Source organism: Marinobacterium halophilum, from assembly GCF_003014615.1.
GTDB lineage: Bacteria > Pseudomonadota > Gammaproteobacteria > Pseudomonadales > Balneatricaceae > Marinobacterium > Marinobacterium halophilum.
The window spans coordinates 85,145-102,102 of the sequence record NZ_PYGI01000012.1 but is presented as its reverse complement, the minus strand read 5'-3'; the positions used below and the strand labels follow the sequence as shown (position 1 = coordinate 102,102).

The window sequence follows — 16,958 nt, the reverse complement described above, 5'->3', positions numbered from 1 at the left end:
CAGGGATTGATCAGGTTTTTAGATGTGTTAAGCAGAAGCGGATCTTGATAAATAGCTGCCTGATGTCAGTTAACTGGTTATGCATACAGTTTTTCTATCGACTTGTTTCGATTGATCTCTTACCCTGTGCGCTTTCATTCTCAGCCAGTCGATACATCATGAAGCTCTACATCGCCGAAAAGCCCAGCCTTGCCCGCGCCATCGCCGCCGTTTTGCCCGGACCCCAGAAAAAGGAAGAGGGCTTGATCCGCTGTGGCGATGACCAGGTGGTGAGCTGGTGTATTGGTCATTTGCTGGAACAGGTAGAGCCGGATGCCTATGACCCTGCCTTCAAGCAGTGGCGGCTGGAGCACCTGCCGATTATCCCCGAGCAGTGGCAGTTGAAACCGCGCCAGGGGGTGAGCAAACAACTGTCGGTACTGCGCAAACTGGTCAAGTCGGCGGATCAGATCATCCATGCCGGAGACCCCGACCGCGAGGGCCAGTTGTTGGTGGATGAAGTGATCGAATACCTGAAAGTACCGGCATCCAAACGCGCGCAAGTGCAACGCTGTCTGATTTCCGATCTCAACCCCGAGGCGGTGCGCCGCGCACTGGCGCGGTTGAAATCGAATCAGGAGTTCGTGCCGTTGTCAGTGTCGGCATTGGCGCGCTCCCGTGCCGATTGGCTGTTCGGCATCAATATGACCCGTGCGTTGACGGTGAAAGGGCGCAGCGCCGGCTATGACGGTGTGCTTTCGGTTGGCCGGGTGCAAACGCCGGTGTTGGGGCTGGTGGTACAGCGCGATGCCGAGATCGATGTGTTTGTGCCCAAACCCTACTATGAAGTGGATGCACACCTGCTGACCGACCGTCAGGAACGTTTCACCGCACGCTGGCAACCGAGCGAAGCCTGTGCCCGTTTTCAGGATGAGGAAGGGCGCGTACTGTCGAAGGCGTTGGCTGAAAATGTGGTCAACCGTATCAGTGGTCAACCGGGCGTGGTGACGCTGGATGAGCGCAAGACTGGTCAACAGGCTGTGCCATTGCCCTACAACCTGTCGAATCTGCAGATCGACTGTGCCAAACGCTTCGGGCTGAATGCTCAACACGTACTGGACGCGGCCCAGGCTCTGTATGAAAAACACAATCTGATTACCTACCCGCGTTCGGATTGTCGGTACCTGCCGGCGGAACACTTCAGTGAAGCGGCGCGGGTCACGCAGGCGATTGCCCGTACCCAACCGGAGCTGGCGACAGCGGTACAGAATGCTGATCTCAGCCTCAAATCGAAGGCGTGGAACGACAAAAAAGTCGAAGCCCATCATGCCATTATTCCCACCAGCAAAGCGACTTCGCCGGAGCGGCTTAGCCGGGCTGAACTGCAGGTGTATGGCCAGATTGCTCGGCAATACCTGATGCAGTTCTACCCACCATGCCGTTATGCCGACCGCCGTGTCGAAGTGGACATTGCCGGTGGCCTGTTTGTGGCCAAGGTGCGTCAGATCACCGAACCTGGCTGGAAAGCACTGCTGGGCAAGGAAGCGCAGGATGAAACCGAGGGCCAGCTGCCGAAACTGACACAAGGCGAGCATGTACACTGTGAACACGGTGAGTTGCTGGAAAAAATGACCCAACCACCGAAAGCCCTGACCGACGCCAGCCTGTTGGCCGCCATGACGGGTATTGCCCGTTTTGTGCAGGATGTCGAGTTGCGCAAGGTCTTGCGTGAGACGGATGGATTGGGAACCGAGGCGACGCGTGCCGGTATTATTGAGTTGCTGTTCACGCGGGGCTTTCTGCAGCGTCAGGGCAAACAGATTCACGCGACCGACGCGGGCAAGGCGTTGATCGCGGCGCTGCCTGAGGCGTTGAGTCGACCGGACATGACGGCACAATGGGAGTCCCAGCTGGATGCGATCAGCCGCAAGGCATTCAATTATCAGGGATTCATGCAACCATTGGAGCTGGCGTTGCCACAGCTGATCAGTCAGATCAGCCCTGCGGTGCTGAGCGGTATCAAGGCCCCGCCGCGTGGTAAAAAACGCAGTTATGGGCGCAAGAAAAGTACAACTTCAGGGTCACGCAAGCCTGCTGCCAGTCGTCGCACGGCCAAGACCGGGGCGTGACCCGGAGCGCCCGAGTCGGTATTGTGGACGCATGACGGTGAATATATTAACGACCCGTCGCCAATAACAACATTCCAGTCGTAACAGAGGCAAAGCGCATGTTGGAAAAACGCGAGTTTTACATCAACGGACACTGGGTTGCACCGGCTAAGGCACACGACCTGCAGGTGATCAACCCGTCGACGGAAGCGGCGTGTGCCGTCATCTCTCTTGGCAGCCAGACCGATACCGATGCCGCTGTTGCAGCTGCACGTGCGGCATTTGACAGCTGGAGTGAGACCGGTAAAGCAGAACGCCTGGCGCTGCTGGAAAAGCTCTATGCTCAGTACAAGGCTCGTTCGGCTGAAATGGCCGAGGCTATTTCGCTGGAAATGGGCGCGCCGATCGCGCTGGCGCAGACCGCGCAGTGGGGCACCGGTGCCAACCACCTGAAAAACTTTATCCGTGTGCTGCGGGAATACGAATTTGAAGCGCCGCTGGGCGAGCATGCACCGGGTAACCAGATCCTGCATGAGCCGATTGGCGTCTGTGGCCTGATCACGCCGTGGAACTGGCCGATGAATCAGGTGACGCTGAAGGTGGTTGCCGCTTTGGCGGCGGGCTGCACCATGGTGCTGAAGCCGTCTGAAATCGCACCGCTATCAGCCATGCTGTTTGCCGAGATGATTGATGCTGCCGGTTTCCCCGCCGGGGTGTTCAACCTGGTCAACGGTGACGGGGCTGGCGTGGGCAGCCAGCTGTCCGGGCATACGGATGTGGACATGATCTCGTTCACCGGTTCTACCCGTGCCGGTGTGGCCATTTCAAAAAATGCTGCCGATACGGTCAAGCGGGTCAGCCTTGAACTGGGTGGCAAGGGTGCCAATATTGTCTTCGCTGATGCAGATGACAAGGCGGTTGTACGTGGTGTGCGCCATTGCTTCATGAACAGCGGCCAGTCCTGTAACGCACCGACCCGTATGCTGGTGGAGCGTTCATTGTATGACGCAGCCGTTGAGGCGGCGATTGAGGTGGCGTCCAATACCGAAGTGAATCTGGCGTCAATCGAAGGCAAGCATATTGGTCCGGTGGTCTCTGAGGCGCAGTTCGATAAGATTCAGGGATTGATCCAGCAGGGAATCGATGAGGGTGCGCGCCTGGTGGCCGGTGGTCTTGGCAAGCCTGAGGGTATGGAACAGGGCTATTTTGTGCGCCCGACGGTATTTGCTGATGTACACAACGAGATGACCATCGCCCGTGAAGAGATCTTTGGTCCGGTGCTGGCGATTATCCCGTTCGATACCGAAGAAGAAGCGATCCGCATCGCCAACGACAGCCCGTATGGTCTGACCCATTACGTACAGACACAGGATGGTAAAAAAGCCAACCGTGTGGCCCGCAAGCTGCGTGCCGGCATGGTACAGATGAATGGCGAAATGCTGGGTGGTGGTGCCCCGTTCGGCGGTTACAAGCAGTCCGGCAACGGTCGTGAAGGCGGACCGTGGGGATTGGAAGACTTTCTGGAAGTGAAAGTCGTGACCGGCTGGTCCGAGTCCTGAACAATGGCACCGGTTGGCCTCAGTGGTCGACCGGTGTCAGTATCTTCTGCTCCAGAGCTCGCTGTAGCTCCTCGGTAGAGATCGGTAGAGGGTTCTGTTCTGCCTGTTCAGGACAGACACGCTGCCATCCCTGCCAGCGGTTACGGCCACCATGTTTGGCGCGATACAGGGCCATGTCGGCAACCTTGAACAGACGCTCCCAGTATTCCAGCTGACCCAGCTCACCCGTCGGGGCTACTATTAAACCGATCGAGCAGGTGAGTCTTGCCGTTCCACCAACAAACAAGTGCTGCTCCGTCTGCGCCCGTATACGTTCTGCGATAACAGCGGCATGATCAATGGTTGCAAGCTCACAGACCGCCAGAAATTCCTCGCCACCTGTGCGCACCAGCAGGTCCGCCTCACGACAACATTGCCGTAACAGCTGGGCAAATTCCTGCAGAATCTGATCACCCACATCATGCCCGTAGGTATCGTTGATACGCTTGAAATGATCCAGATCCACATACATAACCAGAATAAAGTGATTGGCTGACCAGTGCTGCTTATGCCGAATGTTGTGATCCAGAAAACGGCGATTACCCAATCCGGTCAGCGGGTCGGTCAGGCTGTCATGCTTCAGACGTTCACGGTCGTTGATAATTATTTCACGGTCTGCTGACAATCGACTGGCCATCTCTTGGAAGGCTTGGGACAGCGCACCCACTTCATCATTGTGTGGATATGCGTCAAACGCCTCCAGAGAGTGTGAATGAGCAAAGTGTAAAACCGCCTTCTGCAGGTTCAAAATTGGTGTGATCAGGTAGTGCTGGAGCAGGAAATAGGTCGCAACGGTTCCGAATAATCCCAGTACAAAAATGATACCCATGAGCTGATAGGTCGAGGCTAATGCCTGGTCCAGAAAAGGCCTGCCACCGCGCAACTCTATGCGCAATGAATGTGAGGCGGTGCCGACCAGTGGCAGCCAGGCTTGGCTGACGCTGTCATGTTCAGACGGAAACTGAATCTGATGCGGCTTGGGCTCGTGGCCGTCAAGGACCAGTGATACATCCAGTGACACCACCTGTTCCAGTGTATTGACCAGCATAGGATCAACCATACGGCCGAAGTAAAGCGTGCCCAAAGCCGGGCCGGATCCATCGGTCCGTACGACCGGGCTGGCCGCGACCATGAGCGTCATGCCGTGGAGGGTGATCAGCCCGCTGCCATTATTGATTAACACGTCAGTGGTGGAATCATCCAGCAGGCTGGCTTTAAGCGCCTGCTGGAGGGGTTTCATTCGGTCTGTGGTTCGCAGGAAAACGTGTGCGTCAGCATGCACGATCAGCAAAAAGTCCATGGACAGTTCATCCAGAGTGCCTTCTGCCAGAGACTCGCGGATGAAGTCGGGGTTGTCGTCCTGCACGTAGCGGTAGGTTTCATCCCAGAGCCCCCAGTCAATCGCCCATTTATGAATATGCTCCAGCTCGCGTCTGATGGCTTTACGGGCTCGTTCGAGTTCGGCTTCAAGGCCCGTGACCTCCAGGGACTCCACCTTGGGAATCACGACATAGCGCTCAATCAGCCAAATACCGGAGCCGAGGAAACACAGCAGTAGTAACAGAGTCGTTAGCAGCTTTGATCTGATCTTCATTGCAACCGTAGCTCTTGAAGTCAATATATCGATTGTGAACTTGAAACGGCTGTTTTGACAGGGGGCGCATGAAACGGATGACGTGAAGGGCATTCAAAGCCAGGGGGCAGCTTCAGGCCAAAGTGCCCGAGTACTGTGGGACGCAGCGATTGTGCGCCCCAGACAGTAACGATTAGCCCGCCAGATGGACCAGTCGGCTTTGCACCCAGGGGTGGTCACGCAGGCGTTCGGTCATGTGATCGAGGAAGGCACGAACACGCGGGTTGAGATTGCGGCGGCTGGCATACAGTGCGTTGATTTCCAGCGGCTCCAGGTTGAAGTCACCCAGTACGCGGATGATACGGCGATCGCCTACCAGATCACTGCAAAACACCTCGGGCAGACGGCCGACCCCCATGTTTTGCAGAATCATCTCGCGCACGAAACTGAGGCTGTTGGTGCGCAAACGTCCACCCATGCTGACTGGCTCATGGTTGTTCCAGTTGCTGAAGCGCAGATGGTCGAACGGCTTGAGCAGGGTAATGCAGTGGTGGCGGGCCAGATCATCAGGCGTTTTCGGCATGCCATATTGTTCCAGGTATGCGGGCGTTGCGAACAGGCCGCGATGCAGGCCCGCTATGTGGCGGGCGATCAGGCTGGAGTTGGGCAGCGGGCCGAGGCGCAGGGTCAGGTCGACACCTTCTTCGATCAAGTCGACGGTGCGGGTGCTCAGTTCTACATCGACCTCGATGCGCGGGTAGTTGGCCATGAAGCTGGAGATCACTTCATTCATCATGAATACGCCGATTTCGGTCGGCATGGTCAGACGCAGCCGGCCGCGCAGTTCCGTGCGAGATGCGCTGATATCATCCTGCACCGCCTCCAGATCGTCCACCAGCGGCTGGGCGCGAGAGAATAGCTCCTCGCCTTCGGTGGTCAGTTTCAGCTTGCGTGTCGTGCGCTGTATCAGGCGGATGCCCAGCGTATCTTCCAGCTGGGCAATGCGGCGGCTGATGGTCGACTTCTGTACATTGAGGCTTTCAGCCGCCGCCGTGAAACTCCCGGTTTCGACAACGCGGATAAACAGACTCAGGTCGTTAAGGTTCATCTATTACTCCAGAACAGGTCGGCGGCGCCCGGGCTTAATGATCCTGTGAGCGTGCAAAATCCTGCAAGCTACGGATGATTGCCAGCAATCCATTGCCTCGAGACGGGCTCAGGTGTCGCTGAATATCGAGTTGATTCAGTAGTGTTTCGAGGTCGGTAGCCAGTAGCTGGGCCGGTGTCAGACCATTCACATGAGTCAGCAGCAGGGTCAGCAGTGCCCGCAGGATTCGGGCGTCAGCATCAGCGCGGCAGTTCAGGTGACCGTAGGCATCCAGCTCGGTAATGAGCCATACCCTGGATTCACACCCCGGCAGCAGATAACAGTCCTGCTTGAGAGTAGCGGGGAGGCTGGGGGCTGTTTGCCCAAGGTGCATCAAAGCCTGGTAGCGACTGGTCCAATCTGTTGCGGAGTATACCCCGTTTAACGCATTTTGGTAGGTGCTTTGTTCCATATCTGCAACAAGGTGCGTGCTGTGAGCACTCTGTACCAATTGATCCAGAGCCAGTGCCAGCCGCTCCACTTCCTGTTGCGTATTGTAGAACGCAAAGGAGGCGCGCAGCGTACCCGGCAGGCCCAGTGCCTGCATCAATGGCATGGCGCAGTGGTGCCCGGCACGCACGGCGATACCCTGATGGTCGAGCCAGTGGGCAACGTCCTGTTGGTGATGCCCCTCCAGTTCGAATGACATCAGGCTGACCCGATGCGACCCCGATGCGACCGCACGAAAGCCCTTGATCTGACCGCAGCATTCAAGTGCATGTTGCAACAATGCCTGCTCATGCTGCTCCATCGCCATGCGGTCCTGACCATGCAGATAGTCAATGGCGGCAGCAAGGCCGATCGCACCCGCGATATTGGGGGTACCGGCTTCGAACTTGAACGGCAAACCGGCATAGGTGGTGCCGTCAAAGCTGACCTGTTCGATCATTTCGCCGCCACCCTGCCAGGGCGGCATGGCTTCAAGCAGTTCGCGCCGTCCCCAGAGCACACCAATGCCGGTGGGGCCAAAGATCTTGTGGCCCGAAAACGCATAGAAATCACAGCCCAGTTGATCCAGATGTAGATCGAAGTGGGGCAGAGCCTGGGCACCGTCAACCAGCACGGTTGCGCCGACAGCCTTGGCTTCGCGGCACAGGGCCGCGACAGGGTAGATCGTGCCCAGCGCGTTGGAGACATGACTGAGGGCGACCAGTGCCGGTTTTTGCTCAAGCAGGCGGTGATAGGCTTCTCGGTCGAGATCGCCATCGGCCAACAGCGGAATCACTTCGATACGCGCACCGGTTGCAGCGGCCAGCATCTGCCAGGGCACGATGTTGGCGTGGTGGGCACTCTGCATCAGCAGGATCAGGTCTCCGCTGCGCAGATGCTGGCGACCCCAGCTGTGCGCGACCAGGTTGATCGCCTCGGTGGTACCACGGGTCCAGATCAGGGTGGCACTGTCTTCAATGCCCAGCCAGCGGGCGAGGGTATCGCGGGCCTGTTCAAAGGCGACAGTGGCCTGTGCCGACAATGCATGGCTGCCACGGTGAACATTGGCATTGCCGGTCTTGTAGAAGCGACTGATGGTATCGATCACGGTACGCGGCTTCTGGGTGGTCGCCGCATTGTCCAGATACACCAGCGGCTGCCCATGCGCACGCACGGACAGCAGCGGGAAATCACGCCGCCAGCGTTTGGGATCTGCCTGGCTCACGCGTTGGCACCGTCCTGTTGGGCGCGGTCAAGCTGGCTGCGCCAGCGGGCATAAAGCATGGCCGAGGTGAACAGGGTCACCAGCAGGGCGCAATCAGCCAAGCCAAGCCAGCGTGTCGGCGGCGGGATCAGTGCGGCAATGACGGCCTCCAGGAAATAGAGCAGCAGCACAAAACAAAGCCAGGCGTGTCCGCGAGGGTTGCCTTTGACCACGGCCGGCGCAAACGCGGCCAAGGGCAGAAAATGGATCAGCCAGATCACCCAGGGGTTGTCACCCTGCGAGGGAACCAGCCAGAGATACCAAAGGCTGAACAGAATCAGCAGACCAAAATAGCTCAGCAGTACCAGTGCCCGGCTGATACGGGTTTTGATTGCCAGTGCGTGTGTCATGGGGTTTCCTTTTTCTGCAGGCTCAGTGCCAGTTGACCCAGGCGTTTGCCCTGTTGGCGTGCCAGCGAGGCTTCGGCATCATCCAGCTGAGCGTTATCGTTGGCCCCGCTGACATGGGTCGCACCATACGGGGTGCCGCCGCTATGAGTGCTGAGCAGCTCAGTGGCGCTGTACGGCAGGCCTGCCAGCACCATGCCGTGGTGCAGCAGCGGCAGCATCATCGTCAGTAGCGTGCTTTCCTGACCGCCGTGCAGGCTGGCGCTGGCGCTGAACACGCAGGCCGGTTTGTCGATCAATGCACCGGACAGCCACAGGCTGCTGGTTGAGTCGATGAAATACTTCATCGGAGCGGCCATATTGCCGAAACGGGTCGGGCTGCCCAGTGCCAGACCGGCGCAGTGGGCCAGATCGGCTTCGGTGCAGTAAACGGCACCGCTGTCCGGTACCTCGGGCGCGGTGGCTTCGCAGACGGTGGAGATGGCTGGTACCGTGCGCAGGCGTGCTTCAATGCCGGCTTCTTCCACCCCACGGGCGATCTGGCGCGCCAGTGCGCGGGTGGCACCGTTGCGGCTGTAATACAGGACCAGTACGTAGGGCTGGCTCACGCGAGAATCTCCAGTACGGACTCCGGCGGGCGACCGATACGGGCATGTTCACCGTTGATCACGATCGGGCGCTCGATCAGTTTCGGGTATTCGGTCATGGCCTTGATGATGGCATCGTCGCTCAGGCTCTGATCATCCAGACCGGCTTCCTTGTACTCGGCTTCCTTGACCCGCAGCAGTTCACGCGGGCTGATATTCAGAGCGGCGAGTACGGATTTCAGCTCGTCCTCACTGGGTACGTCCTTGAGGTATTCGCGGATCTCGGGTTCAATGCCGCGTTCTTGCAACAGCTTCAGCGTTTCACGGGACTTTGAGCAGCGCGGGTTGTGGTAAAGGGTAATCGACATGAGTGCTCCGTTTCAGGCTTTCATTAGGCTGATGAGCGCCCTATTGTATAGGGCAGGGCATTGATTAGTTAAGAGTGTTTCAGCAAGAGAGAGATTATGCAGAAGGGATCCCTGCCGGCGATACTGGCGTTCATCCGCTCGCTGGCGCAGCAGTTTCAGAGCAATCAGGGCATTCTCAACGCCGCAGCACTGACGTACACCACGCTGTTCGCCGTAGTGCCGTTGATGACCGTGTCATATTCGATGTTGGCGGCCATCCCCAATTTCAGTGGTGTGGGCGAGCAGTTGCAGGGCTGGATCTTTGCCAATTTCGTTCCGGCCACCGGTCAGGTGGTGCAGGAATATCTGGGCACCTTTGCGACCCAGGCACAAAAACTCACCGTGATCGGGGTCGTGTTTTTGGCCATTACCTCGATCATGATGATGAAAAACATCGAAGGCGCTTTCAACCGTATCTGGCGGGTGGCCGAACCCCGCAAGGGCATGTCCAGCTTTTTGCTGTACTGGGCGGTGTTGAGCCTGGGACCGATTCTGATCGGTCTGGGCTTGCTGTTGACCTCGTATATCGCCAGTTTGTCACTGTTTACCAGTGCGACCGAGCTGGTCGGGCGCGCGCAGCTGCTGTCATTACTGCCGCCGCTGTTTTCGGCCATGGCGTTTACACTATTATATGCTGCCGTTCCCAACTGTCGGGTGCCACTGCGCAGTGCGGCATTGGGCGGTGTGTTCGCAGCGTTGCTGTTTGAGGTGGCCAAACGCGGTTTTGTTGCCTTCGTAACGCTGTCACCCTCTTATCAGCTGATCTATGGTGCCTTTGCGGCGGTACCCATGTTCCTGCTATGGGTGTATATCAGCTGGTGTATCATTTTGCTGGGTGCCGAATTGACGCGTCTGTTGACCATCAGCCACATCAACAAATACCGTCTTAACGAACCCCATCTGTACACCCTGCTCGATGTGTTGCATCGGCTGTGGCTGGCGCAGCAGGAAGGTCAGCCGCTGGCAGATCAGGTGCTGCTGAAAGAGGTGCGGGGGCTGGATCAGGGACGCTGGGATGAATACACCCAGTTATTGATCGACGCGGGTTTGGTGCGACGTACCGAAGGTGGTCAGTACCTGCTCAGTCGTGACCTGAGCAGCTACACCCTGTTGCAGTTGCAGCGCGTCTTGCCGTGGCCGCTGCCGGACCCATTGCCGGAACAGGCCGAACCCTGGCAGCGAGAACTGCAGATCCGTTTGCAGCAGTTGCAGCAGCAGCGGGGTGAAGTATTGAATATCAGTTTGCAGGACCTTTACCGTCGGGTGGACTGTCCGACGCTGGACCCGGTGCAGGAGTGATCATGGCTAAAATCTGTGTGCATGCCGTTATCAGTGGGCGCGTTCAGGGCGTCTGGTTCCGCCATTTCACCCGCGAGCAGGCGCAAGCCAGTGCGGTTACCGGTTGGGTGCGTAACCTGTCCGACGGGCGGGTGGAGGCGTTGCTGTGTGGTGAAGAGACCGCCGTACGCCATGTCGAAGCCTGGCTCAGCCGTGGGCCGGAGCTGGCAAACGTGGCCGAGGTGACGTCCACCGACCGCGAATACCAGCCAGACCTCGACGGGTTCGACATTATTGAGACAGACGCTGAGTGAGCCAATCGGCCAATTGACGGGTGCGGGCATCGGTCGCCCCGTCCGGTAGCCATAGCGTCAACAGGGCGTCGGTTTCAATGAACCCCCAAGGGGCGATCAATCGGCCTGTGCGCAGGTCCTCTTCCACCAGATACTCCGGTGCTATAGCCACTCCCAACCCTACCAGGGCGGCTTCCAGCATGTAGTTGAGATGCTCGAAGGATTGGGCGATGTGCAGGCCGTTCGGTTCCAGTTGCTGCTGTCGACACCATTCCGGCCAGGCTTGCGGACGTGACAGTGTTTCCAGTAATGGCAGCGTGGGCAGCAGGTCCGGGGTGGCGTCGGTGCCGGTGGGCAGCAGGTCAGGCCGCATGACCGGCCCGATGCGTTCGGCCGCCAGCTCGATCACGGTTTGTCCGGCAGGCCAGGGCGGGGTCGCAAAACGCAGGGCGGCGTCAACACCGGTGCGCAGCGGCTGGTCTTCATCCGCGGCGGTCAGGTGTAGTTCCAGTCCGGGGCAATCGCGCTTGAGCTGATCCAGTCGGGGAATAAACCAGCGCGCGAGAAAGCTGCCCGAGCAGCTCAGTACAAAGGGAGCGCCTTCGGCCGCGCGTCGGAGCTGGTCACAGGTTTGTTCAAGCTGCGAGAAAACATGGTAGGTTGTGTCAGCCAGTCGGGTACCGGCTGGCGTCAGGCGCACACCGCGTCCGGCGCGCTCGAACAGAGTCACGCCCAGTTGTTCCTCGAGTTGACGAATCTGACGGCTGACCGCACCATGAGTGACATGCAGCTGTTCGGCCGCAGCCGACATGTTGAGTGTGCGGGCGGTTGTATCAAATGCACGCAAGGCATTCAATGAGGGTAGCGGTGGGCGTGAAGAAGGTGGCATAGCTGTTACTTTTTCTCACAGTTTGGTGTGATTTTATCGATTTTTTCCCCGGCCTGCATGCATTAGACTTAATTCATCGAAACGAATAATGGAGTCGACCCCATGAGCACAGATACTTCCCTGCGACAGGGCCCCGACGCAAGCGGATTCTTTGGCCGATTTGGTGGCCGTTTTGTCGCCGAAACATTGATGCCGCTGATCCTCGAGCTGCAGGACGAATATGAGCGGGCCAAACAGGACCCTGCCTTCCATGCCGAACTGGAAACGCTGCGCAAGGACTATGTGGGTCGTCAAACGCCGCTGTACTTGGCCGAGCGTCTGACCGAAGCGTTGGGCGGTGCCAAGATCTATCTCAAGCGTGAAGACCTGAACCACACCGGTGCGCACAAGATCAACAACTGTCTGGGCCAGATCCTGCTGGCCAAGCGCATGGGCAAGAAACGCATCATCGCTGAAACCGGTGCCGGCATGCACGGTGTTGCCACCGCAACCGTGGCCGCTCGCTTTGGCATGGAGTGCGTAATCTACATGGGCAGCACCGATATTCACCGTCAGCAGCCCAACGTGCAGCGCATGAAATTGCTGGGCGCTACCGTGATTCCGGTGACCAGCGGTACCGGTACGCTCAAGGATGCGATGAACGAAGCGCTGCGTGATTGGGTTACCAACGTCGATGATACCTTCTACATCATCGGTACCGTTGCCGGTCCGCATCCCTATCCGGCACTGGTGCGTGACTTCCAGGCCGTGATTGGTGAAGAAACCCGCGAGCAGATGCTGGAAAAAGAAGGCCGTTTGCCCGATACGCTGCTGGCGTGTATCGGCGGTGGCTCCAACGCCATGGGCCTGTTTCACCCGTTCCTCGATGACACCTCGGTCAAAATGATCGGTGTTGAAGCCGGTGGTGAAGGGCTTGATAAACGCCATGCCGCCAGTCTTAAGGGTGGTGAGCCGGGCGTGCTGCACGGCAACCGTACCTTCCTGCTGCAGTCTGACGACGGTCAGATTCAGGATGCACACTCCATTTCTGCCGGTCTGGACTATCCGGGCATCGGCCCTGAGCACGCCTGGTTGCATGACATCAATCGCGTTGAATATGTGGCTGTGACCGATGACGAGGCATTGGAAGGCTTCAAGGCACTGTGCAAGCTTGAAGGGATTATTCCGGCGTTGGAGTCTGCCCATGCAATTGCATACGTGCAGAAACTGGCACCGACCCTGCCCAAGGACCATATCATCGTGATCAACCTGAGTGGTCGTGGTGACAAGGACATGGCAACCGTAACCGAACATCTGGCAGCCGAACTGGCGGAATAAGGATCAAGAATGACAACGAATAGCCGCATGCAGCGCCGTTTTGCCGCGCTCAAAGACGAAAATCGTGCCGCTCTGGTCACCTTTACCACGGCCGGTGATCCCAATTACGAGCATAGCCTGAATACCCTGCTGGGCTTGCCGGGCGCGGGTGCCGACGTGATAGAGCTGGGCATGCCATTCACCGACCCGATGGCTGATGGCGCTGCTATCCAGCTGGGCAGCCAGCGTGCGCTGGCCAACGGCCAGAACATGGTCAAAACCCTGCAGATGGTGCGCGAGCTGCGCAAGCAGGATCAGGATACGCCGCTGGTATTGATGGGCTACTACAACCCGATCTACCGTTACGGCGTGGATACCTTCCTGAAGGAAGCTGCAGACGCCGGTGTGGATGGCCTGATCGTGGTGGACCTGCCGCCCGAACATGATGACGAACTCTGTGTGCCGGCAGCGGCGGTGGGGATTCACTTCATCCGTCTGGCTACGCCAACCACGGACGCCAAGCGTTTGCCCGGTGTACTGGCCAACACCTCCGGTTTCCTTTACTACGTGTCCAGCACCGGTGTAACCGGCGCGGCGGCACCGACACCGGAAAAGGTACAGCGCGAAGTGGAAGTGATCCGTGCCCATACCGACATCCCGATCGGAGTCGGTTTCGGTATCCGCACGCCGGAACAGGCTGCGCGCATTGCCCAGTTTGCCGATGGGGTTGTGGTGGGGTCTGCACTGGTGGATTGTATTGCTGGCGCGCAAACGCCGGAAGCGGGTACGGCAGCCGTATTGTCGCTGGTGAGCGAGCTGTCGAGCGCGATCCGTACGGCGCGCTGATTGTCCTGTCGGTTAATGTCTGGAGTGGCCGTCATCAACGGCCACTCGTCTTTCTTTGTTAGTGCTTCCCTGTCTGTCCCTTTTCCCGTTCTCGTGCACACTGCTTGCAATAACTGACCTCGATAATCGGATGATGCAGGTTCTTGATACTGCGCAGCTGAGTACGGTATTGCTCCGGCGTGGTATCACCGTGTGCGACCACGGCCGCGACCAGCGTCCATGAACCTTGACCAACCGACCAGACGTGCAGATCGATGATGTCAGTATCGCCGTCACGTTGCAGCTGTTTGCGCGCAGTGCGGCGGATGGTCTCCGGTCCTTCACGATCCAGCAACACGCCGACGGTTTGGTGCAGCAGACCCCAGGCCCAGCGCAGAATAACCACCGACGCGACCAGAGCGATGATCGGGTCCAGCCAATCCCAGCCCCACAGCCATGCGGCGACCAGTCCGGCAATAGCCGCCACCGAGGTGAGGGCGTCCGCCATGACATGCACCAGTGCAGCGCGCAAGTTGGTGTCATGAAAATGATCTTCATGGCCATGACCGTGCTCGTGTTTGCCAGCCAGTAGCCATGCCGATAGCAGATTGACCACCAGGCCGATCACAGCGACGATCAAAGCCTCCTTGGCCATCAGTGGAGAAGGCGTGAGGAAGCGATGAACGGATTCATAGATCAGCCAGAGCGTTGCCAGTGTTAGCAATAGCGCACTGGTATAGGCCGCCAGATCCGCAATCTTGCCACTCCCGAGGCTGAGGCGACGGTCCTGTGCATGACGGCGCGACAGATAATAGGCCATGGCGGCCAAACCCAGTGCCATGGTGTGGCCTGCCATATGAATACCGTCGGCCAGCAGTGCCAGTGAGCCGGTAATCAAACCGGCACCGACTTCAGCGAGCATGGCGACAAAGGTTACCAGTGTCACCAGTGTGACGCGTTGTTCCGCTTTGCGTTTATGCCCCTGACCGAAATCGTGGGGGTGCTGTAATGAGTCTGCGGTTTGGCAGGCTGGGTCTGGCAGGGGCGGGTTGGACATTACTACTCCGAAATTCGCTATACAATATCGGCAGTGTAACAGGGGGATGGCGTAAGAAAAGGGTAAACGCGGGATAGTGAACCTGTCTCTGAGCAGGGTCATTTTTTGGGAGGAAGCGGCACCCGGATAGTGTTCCGGGTGCCGTCAGCATCAGCTCATCTGGCTGTGCAGGAATTCCAGTGCCGTGTCGACAGCGATGTCCTGAGATTCGGTGTCACGGCGGCTCTTGTACTCCAGCGTGCCGCTTTTCAGACCACGGTCAGAGATGACCAGGCGCTGCGGAATTCCCATCAGTTCCATGTCGGCAAACTTGACGCCAGGACGCTCTTTGCGGTCGTCCATGATGACGTCCACACCCGCAGCCTGCAGGGCGGCGTAGAGTTCGTCAGCCTTGGCGCGCACCTCTTCGGACTTGTCGTAGTTGAGCGGTACCAGCGCAACACTGAACGGTGCCAGCGCAGCGGGCCAGACAATGCCCTTGTCATCGTGGTTCTGCTCGATGGACGCAGCCACGACACGGGTAACACCGATACCGTAACAGCCCATGGACATGACCTTGGCTTTGCCGTTTTCGTCGAGCACGGTGGCGTTCATTGCTTCGGAGTACTTGGTACCCAGCTGGAAGATGTGACCCACTTCGATGCCGCGACGGATCTGTACGGTGCCGGTGCCGCAGGGGCTAAGGTCACCTTCAACCACGTTACGGATGTCGGCGACTTCCGGTGTCGGCAGATCGCGTTCCCAGTTGATGCCGAAGTAATGCTTGTCATCGATATTGGCACCGGCACCGAAGTCGGACAGGGTATCAACGCTGCGGTCGATGATGCACGGAATCGACAGATTGACCGGACCCAGAGAGCCGGGGCCAGCCCCGATTACCTGGCGGATCTCGTCGTCGGTGGCAAAACGCAGCGGTGCTTCAACCTGTGCCAGCTTCTCGGCCTTGATCTCGTTGAGCTCGTGATCGCCACGCACCAGCAGGGCGACAAAATCGGCATCCACTGCTTCGCTGGCGGCAACGATCAATGTCTTGACGGTTTTTTCGATCGGCAGGTCGAACTGATCAACCAGTTCGGCAATGGTTTTGGCATCGGGCGTGTCGACCAGACGCATGGCTTCGGTGGCTGCACCACGCTCGCCCAGTGCCAGTGCTTCAGCGGTTTCGATGTTGGCGGCGTAGTCGCTGCCGTTGGAGAAAACGATATCGTCTTCACCGGAGTTCGCCAGTACGTGGAACTCGTGTGAGGAGTCGCCACCGATGGAGCCGTTGTCGGCCAGTACGGGGCGGAAGTCCAGACCCAGGCGGGTGAAGATGTTGGTGTAGGCCTGGTGCATGCGCGCGTAGGTTTCAACCAGTGACTCATGGTTGGCGTGGAAGGAGTAGGCATCCTTCATGATGAACTCGCGTGAGCGCATTACGCCGAAACGCGGGCGGATCTCATCACGGAACTTGGTCTGGATCTGATAGAAGTTGGCCGGCAGCTGCTTGTAGCTTTTCACTTCACGGCGAACCAGATCAGTGATCACCTCTTCGTGGGTCGGGCCGACGCAGAACTCACGGTTGTGGCGGTCGTTAACGCGCAGCAGCTCGGGGCCGTACTGTTCCCAGCGGCCGGATTCCTGCCACAGTTCGGCGGGCTGGATAGCCGGCATCAGCACTTCCTGAGCACCTGCTGCATCCATCTCTTCGCGCACGATACGCTCGACCTTGCGCAGGGTGCGCAAGCCCAATGGCAACCAGCTGTAAAGGCCGGCCGCAACTTTGCGGATCATGCCTGCCCGCAGCATGAGCTGATGGCTAATAACCTCAGCGTCGGAGGGGGTCTCTTTCAGAGTCGCAATCAGATATTGGCTTGCTCGCATAGCACCGGGATCCGTTTA

Annotated in this window: 15 protein-coding genes; 6 read left to right on the top strand and 9 right to left on the bottom strand. The window is 58.4% G+C overall.

Features of this window, described 5'->3' with window-relative positions:
• The first annotated feature begins 158 nt into the window (after window positions 1–158).
• Together CLV44_RS09795 and CLV44_RS09790 are read left to right on the top strand one after the other, a co-directional pair.
• Window positions 159–2,108, top strand: a complete 1,950-nt coding sequence (locus CLV44_RS09795; protein WP_106591940.1) for a DNA topoisomerase III — start codon at window positions 159–161, stop codon at window positions 2,106–2,108.
• A gap of 98 nt (window positions 2,109–2,206) precedes the next feature.
• A complete protein-coding gene (locus CLV44_RS09790; protein ID WP_106591939.1) occupies window positions 2,207–3,646 on the top strand; it encodes an aldehyde dehydrogenase family protein in 1,440 nt (479 codons plus the stop codon).
• A 19-nt stretch (window positions 3,647–3,665) separates the two neighbouring features.
• On the opposite strand, the gene CLV44_RS09785 is transcribed toward CLV44_RS09790, so the two are convergent.
• The 6 genes from CLV44_RS09785 to arsC all read right to left on the bottom strand — a co-directional run bounded on the left by CLV44_RS09785 (window position 3,666) and on the right by arsC (window position 9,400).
• Window positions 3,666–5,279 (bottom strand): diguanylate cyclase domain-containing protein, encoded by a 1,614-nt coding sequence (locus CLV44_RS09785; RefSeq protein WP_170069310.1) that lies wholly within the window; start codon window positions 5,277–5,279, stop codon window positions 3,666–3,668.
• 172 nt (window positions 5,280–5,451) lie between these two features.
• On the bottom strand, window positions 5,452–6,366 hold the full coding sequence (locus CLV44_RS09780; protein WP_106591937.1) for a LysR family transcriptional regulator: 915 nt from the start codon (window positions 6,364–6,366) through the stop codon (window positions 5,452–5,454).
• Between the two features lie 34 nt (window positions 6,367–6,400).
• Entirely contained in the window at window positions 6,401–8,059 is a 1,659-nt protein-coding gene (locus CLV44_RS09775) for a SufS family cysteine desulfurase (protein WP_106591936.1), read from the bottom strand.
• Window positions 8,056–8,448, bottom strand: a complete 393-nt coding sequence (locus tag CLV44_RS09770; RefSeq protein ID WP_106591935.1) for a DUF2069 domain-containing protein — start codon at window positions 8,446–8,448, stop codon at window positions 8,056–8,058. The genes CLV44_RS09775 and CLV44_RS09770 overlap by 4 nt, the downstream gene beginning before the upstream one ends.
• Window positions 8,445–9,053, bottom strand: coding sequence for an NAD(P)H:quinone oxidoreductase (wrbA, locus tag CLV44_RS09765; protein ID WP_106591934.1), 609 nt, complete (start codon window positions 9,051–9,053; stop codon window positions 8,445–8,447). The genes CLV44_RS09770 and wrbA overlap by 4 nt, the downstream gene beginning before the upstream one ends.
• Window positions 9,050–9,400: an arsenate reductase (glutaredoxin) gene (arsC, locus tag CLV44_RS09760; protein ID WP_106591933.1), complete on the bottom strand. Its 351-nt coding sequence runs from the start codon at window positions 9,398–9,400 to the stop codon at window positions 9,050–9,052. Before arsC ends, wrbA begins: the two co-directional genes overlap by 4 nt.
• A gap of 96 nt (window positions 9,401–9,496) precedes the next feature.
• Here arsC and CLV44_RS09755 point away from each other — a divergent pair, with 96 nt between their 5' ends.
• Together CLV44_RS09755 and CLV44_RS09750 are read left to right on the top strand one after the other, a co-directional pair.
• The gene (locus CLV44_RS09755) at window positions 9,497–10,738 is read left to right on the top strand and encodes a YihY family inner membrane protein (protein WP_106591932.1); all 1,242 of its coding nucleotides are present in this window, start codon (window positions 9,497–9,499) and stop codon (window positions 10,736–10,738) included.
• A gap of 2 nt (window positions 10,739–10,740) precedes the next feature.
• A complete protein-coding gene (locus tag CLV44_RS09750) occupies window positions 10,741–11,031 on the top strand; it encodes an acylphosphatase (RefSeq protein WP_106591931.1) in 291 nt (96 codons plus the stop codon).
• Here CLV44_RS09750 and CLV44_RS09745 read toward each other — a convergent pair.
• Entirely contained in the window at window positions 11,009–11,899 is an 891-nt protein-coding gene (locus CLV44_RS09745) for a LysR family transcriptional regulator (protein WP_106591930.1), read from the bottom strand. The genes CLV44_RS09750 and CLV44_RS09745 overlap by 23 nt on opposite strands.
• 102 nt (window positions 11,900–12,001) lie before the next feature.
• Here CLV44_RS09745 and trpB point away from each other — a divergent pair, with 102 nt between their 5' ends.
• Entirely contained in the window at window positions 12,002–13,216 is a 1,215-nt protein-coding gene (gene trpB / locus CLV44_RS09740) for a tryptophan synthase subunit beta (RefSeq protein ID WP_106591929.1), read from the top strand.
• A 9-nt stretch (window positions 13,217–13,225) separates the two neighbouring features.
• Window positions 13,226–14,041: a tryptophan synthase subunit alpha gene (trpA, locus tag CLV44_RS09735; RefSeq protein WP_106591928.1), complete on the top strand. Its 816-nt coding sequence runs from the start codon at window positions 13,226–13,228 to the stop codon at window positions 14,039–14,041.
• A 58-nt stretch (window positions 14,042–14,099) separates the two neighbouring features.
• On the opposite strand, the gene dmeF is transcribed toward trpA, so the two are convergent.
• Window positions 14,100–15,077: a CDF family Co(II)/Ni(II) efflux transporter DmeF gene (gene dmeF, locus CLV44_RS09730; RefSeq protein ID WP_106591927.1), complete on the bottom strand. Its 978-nt coding sequence runs from the start codon at window positions 15,075–15,077 to the stop codon at window positions 14,100–14,102.
• Window positions 15,078–15,227: 150 nt separating this feature from the next.
• A complete protein-coding gene (locus CLV44_RS09725) occupies window positions 15,228–16,940 on the bottom strand; it encodes a proline--tRNA ligase (RefSeq protein WP_106591926.1) in 1,713 nt (570 codons plus the stop codon).
• Window positions 16,941–16,958 lie beyond the last annotated feature (18 nt).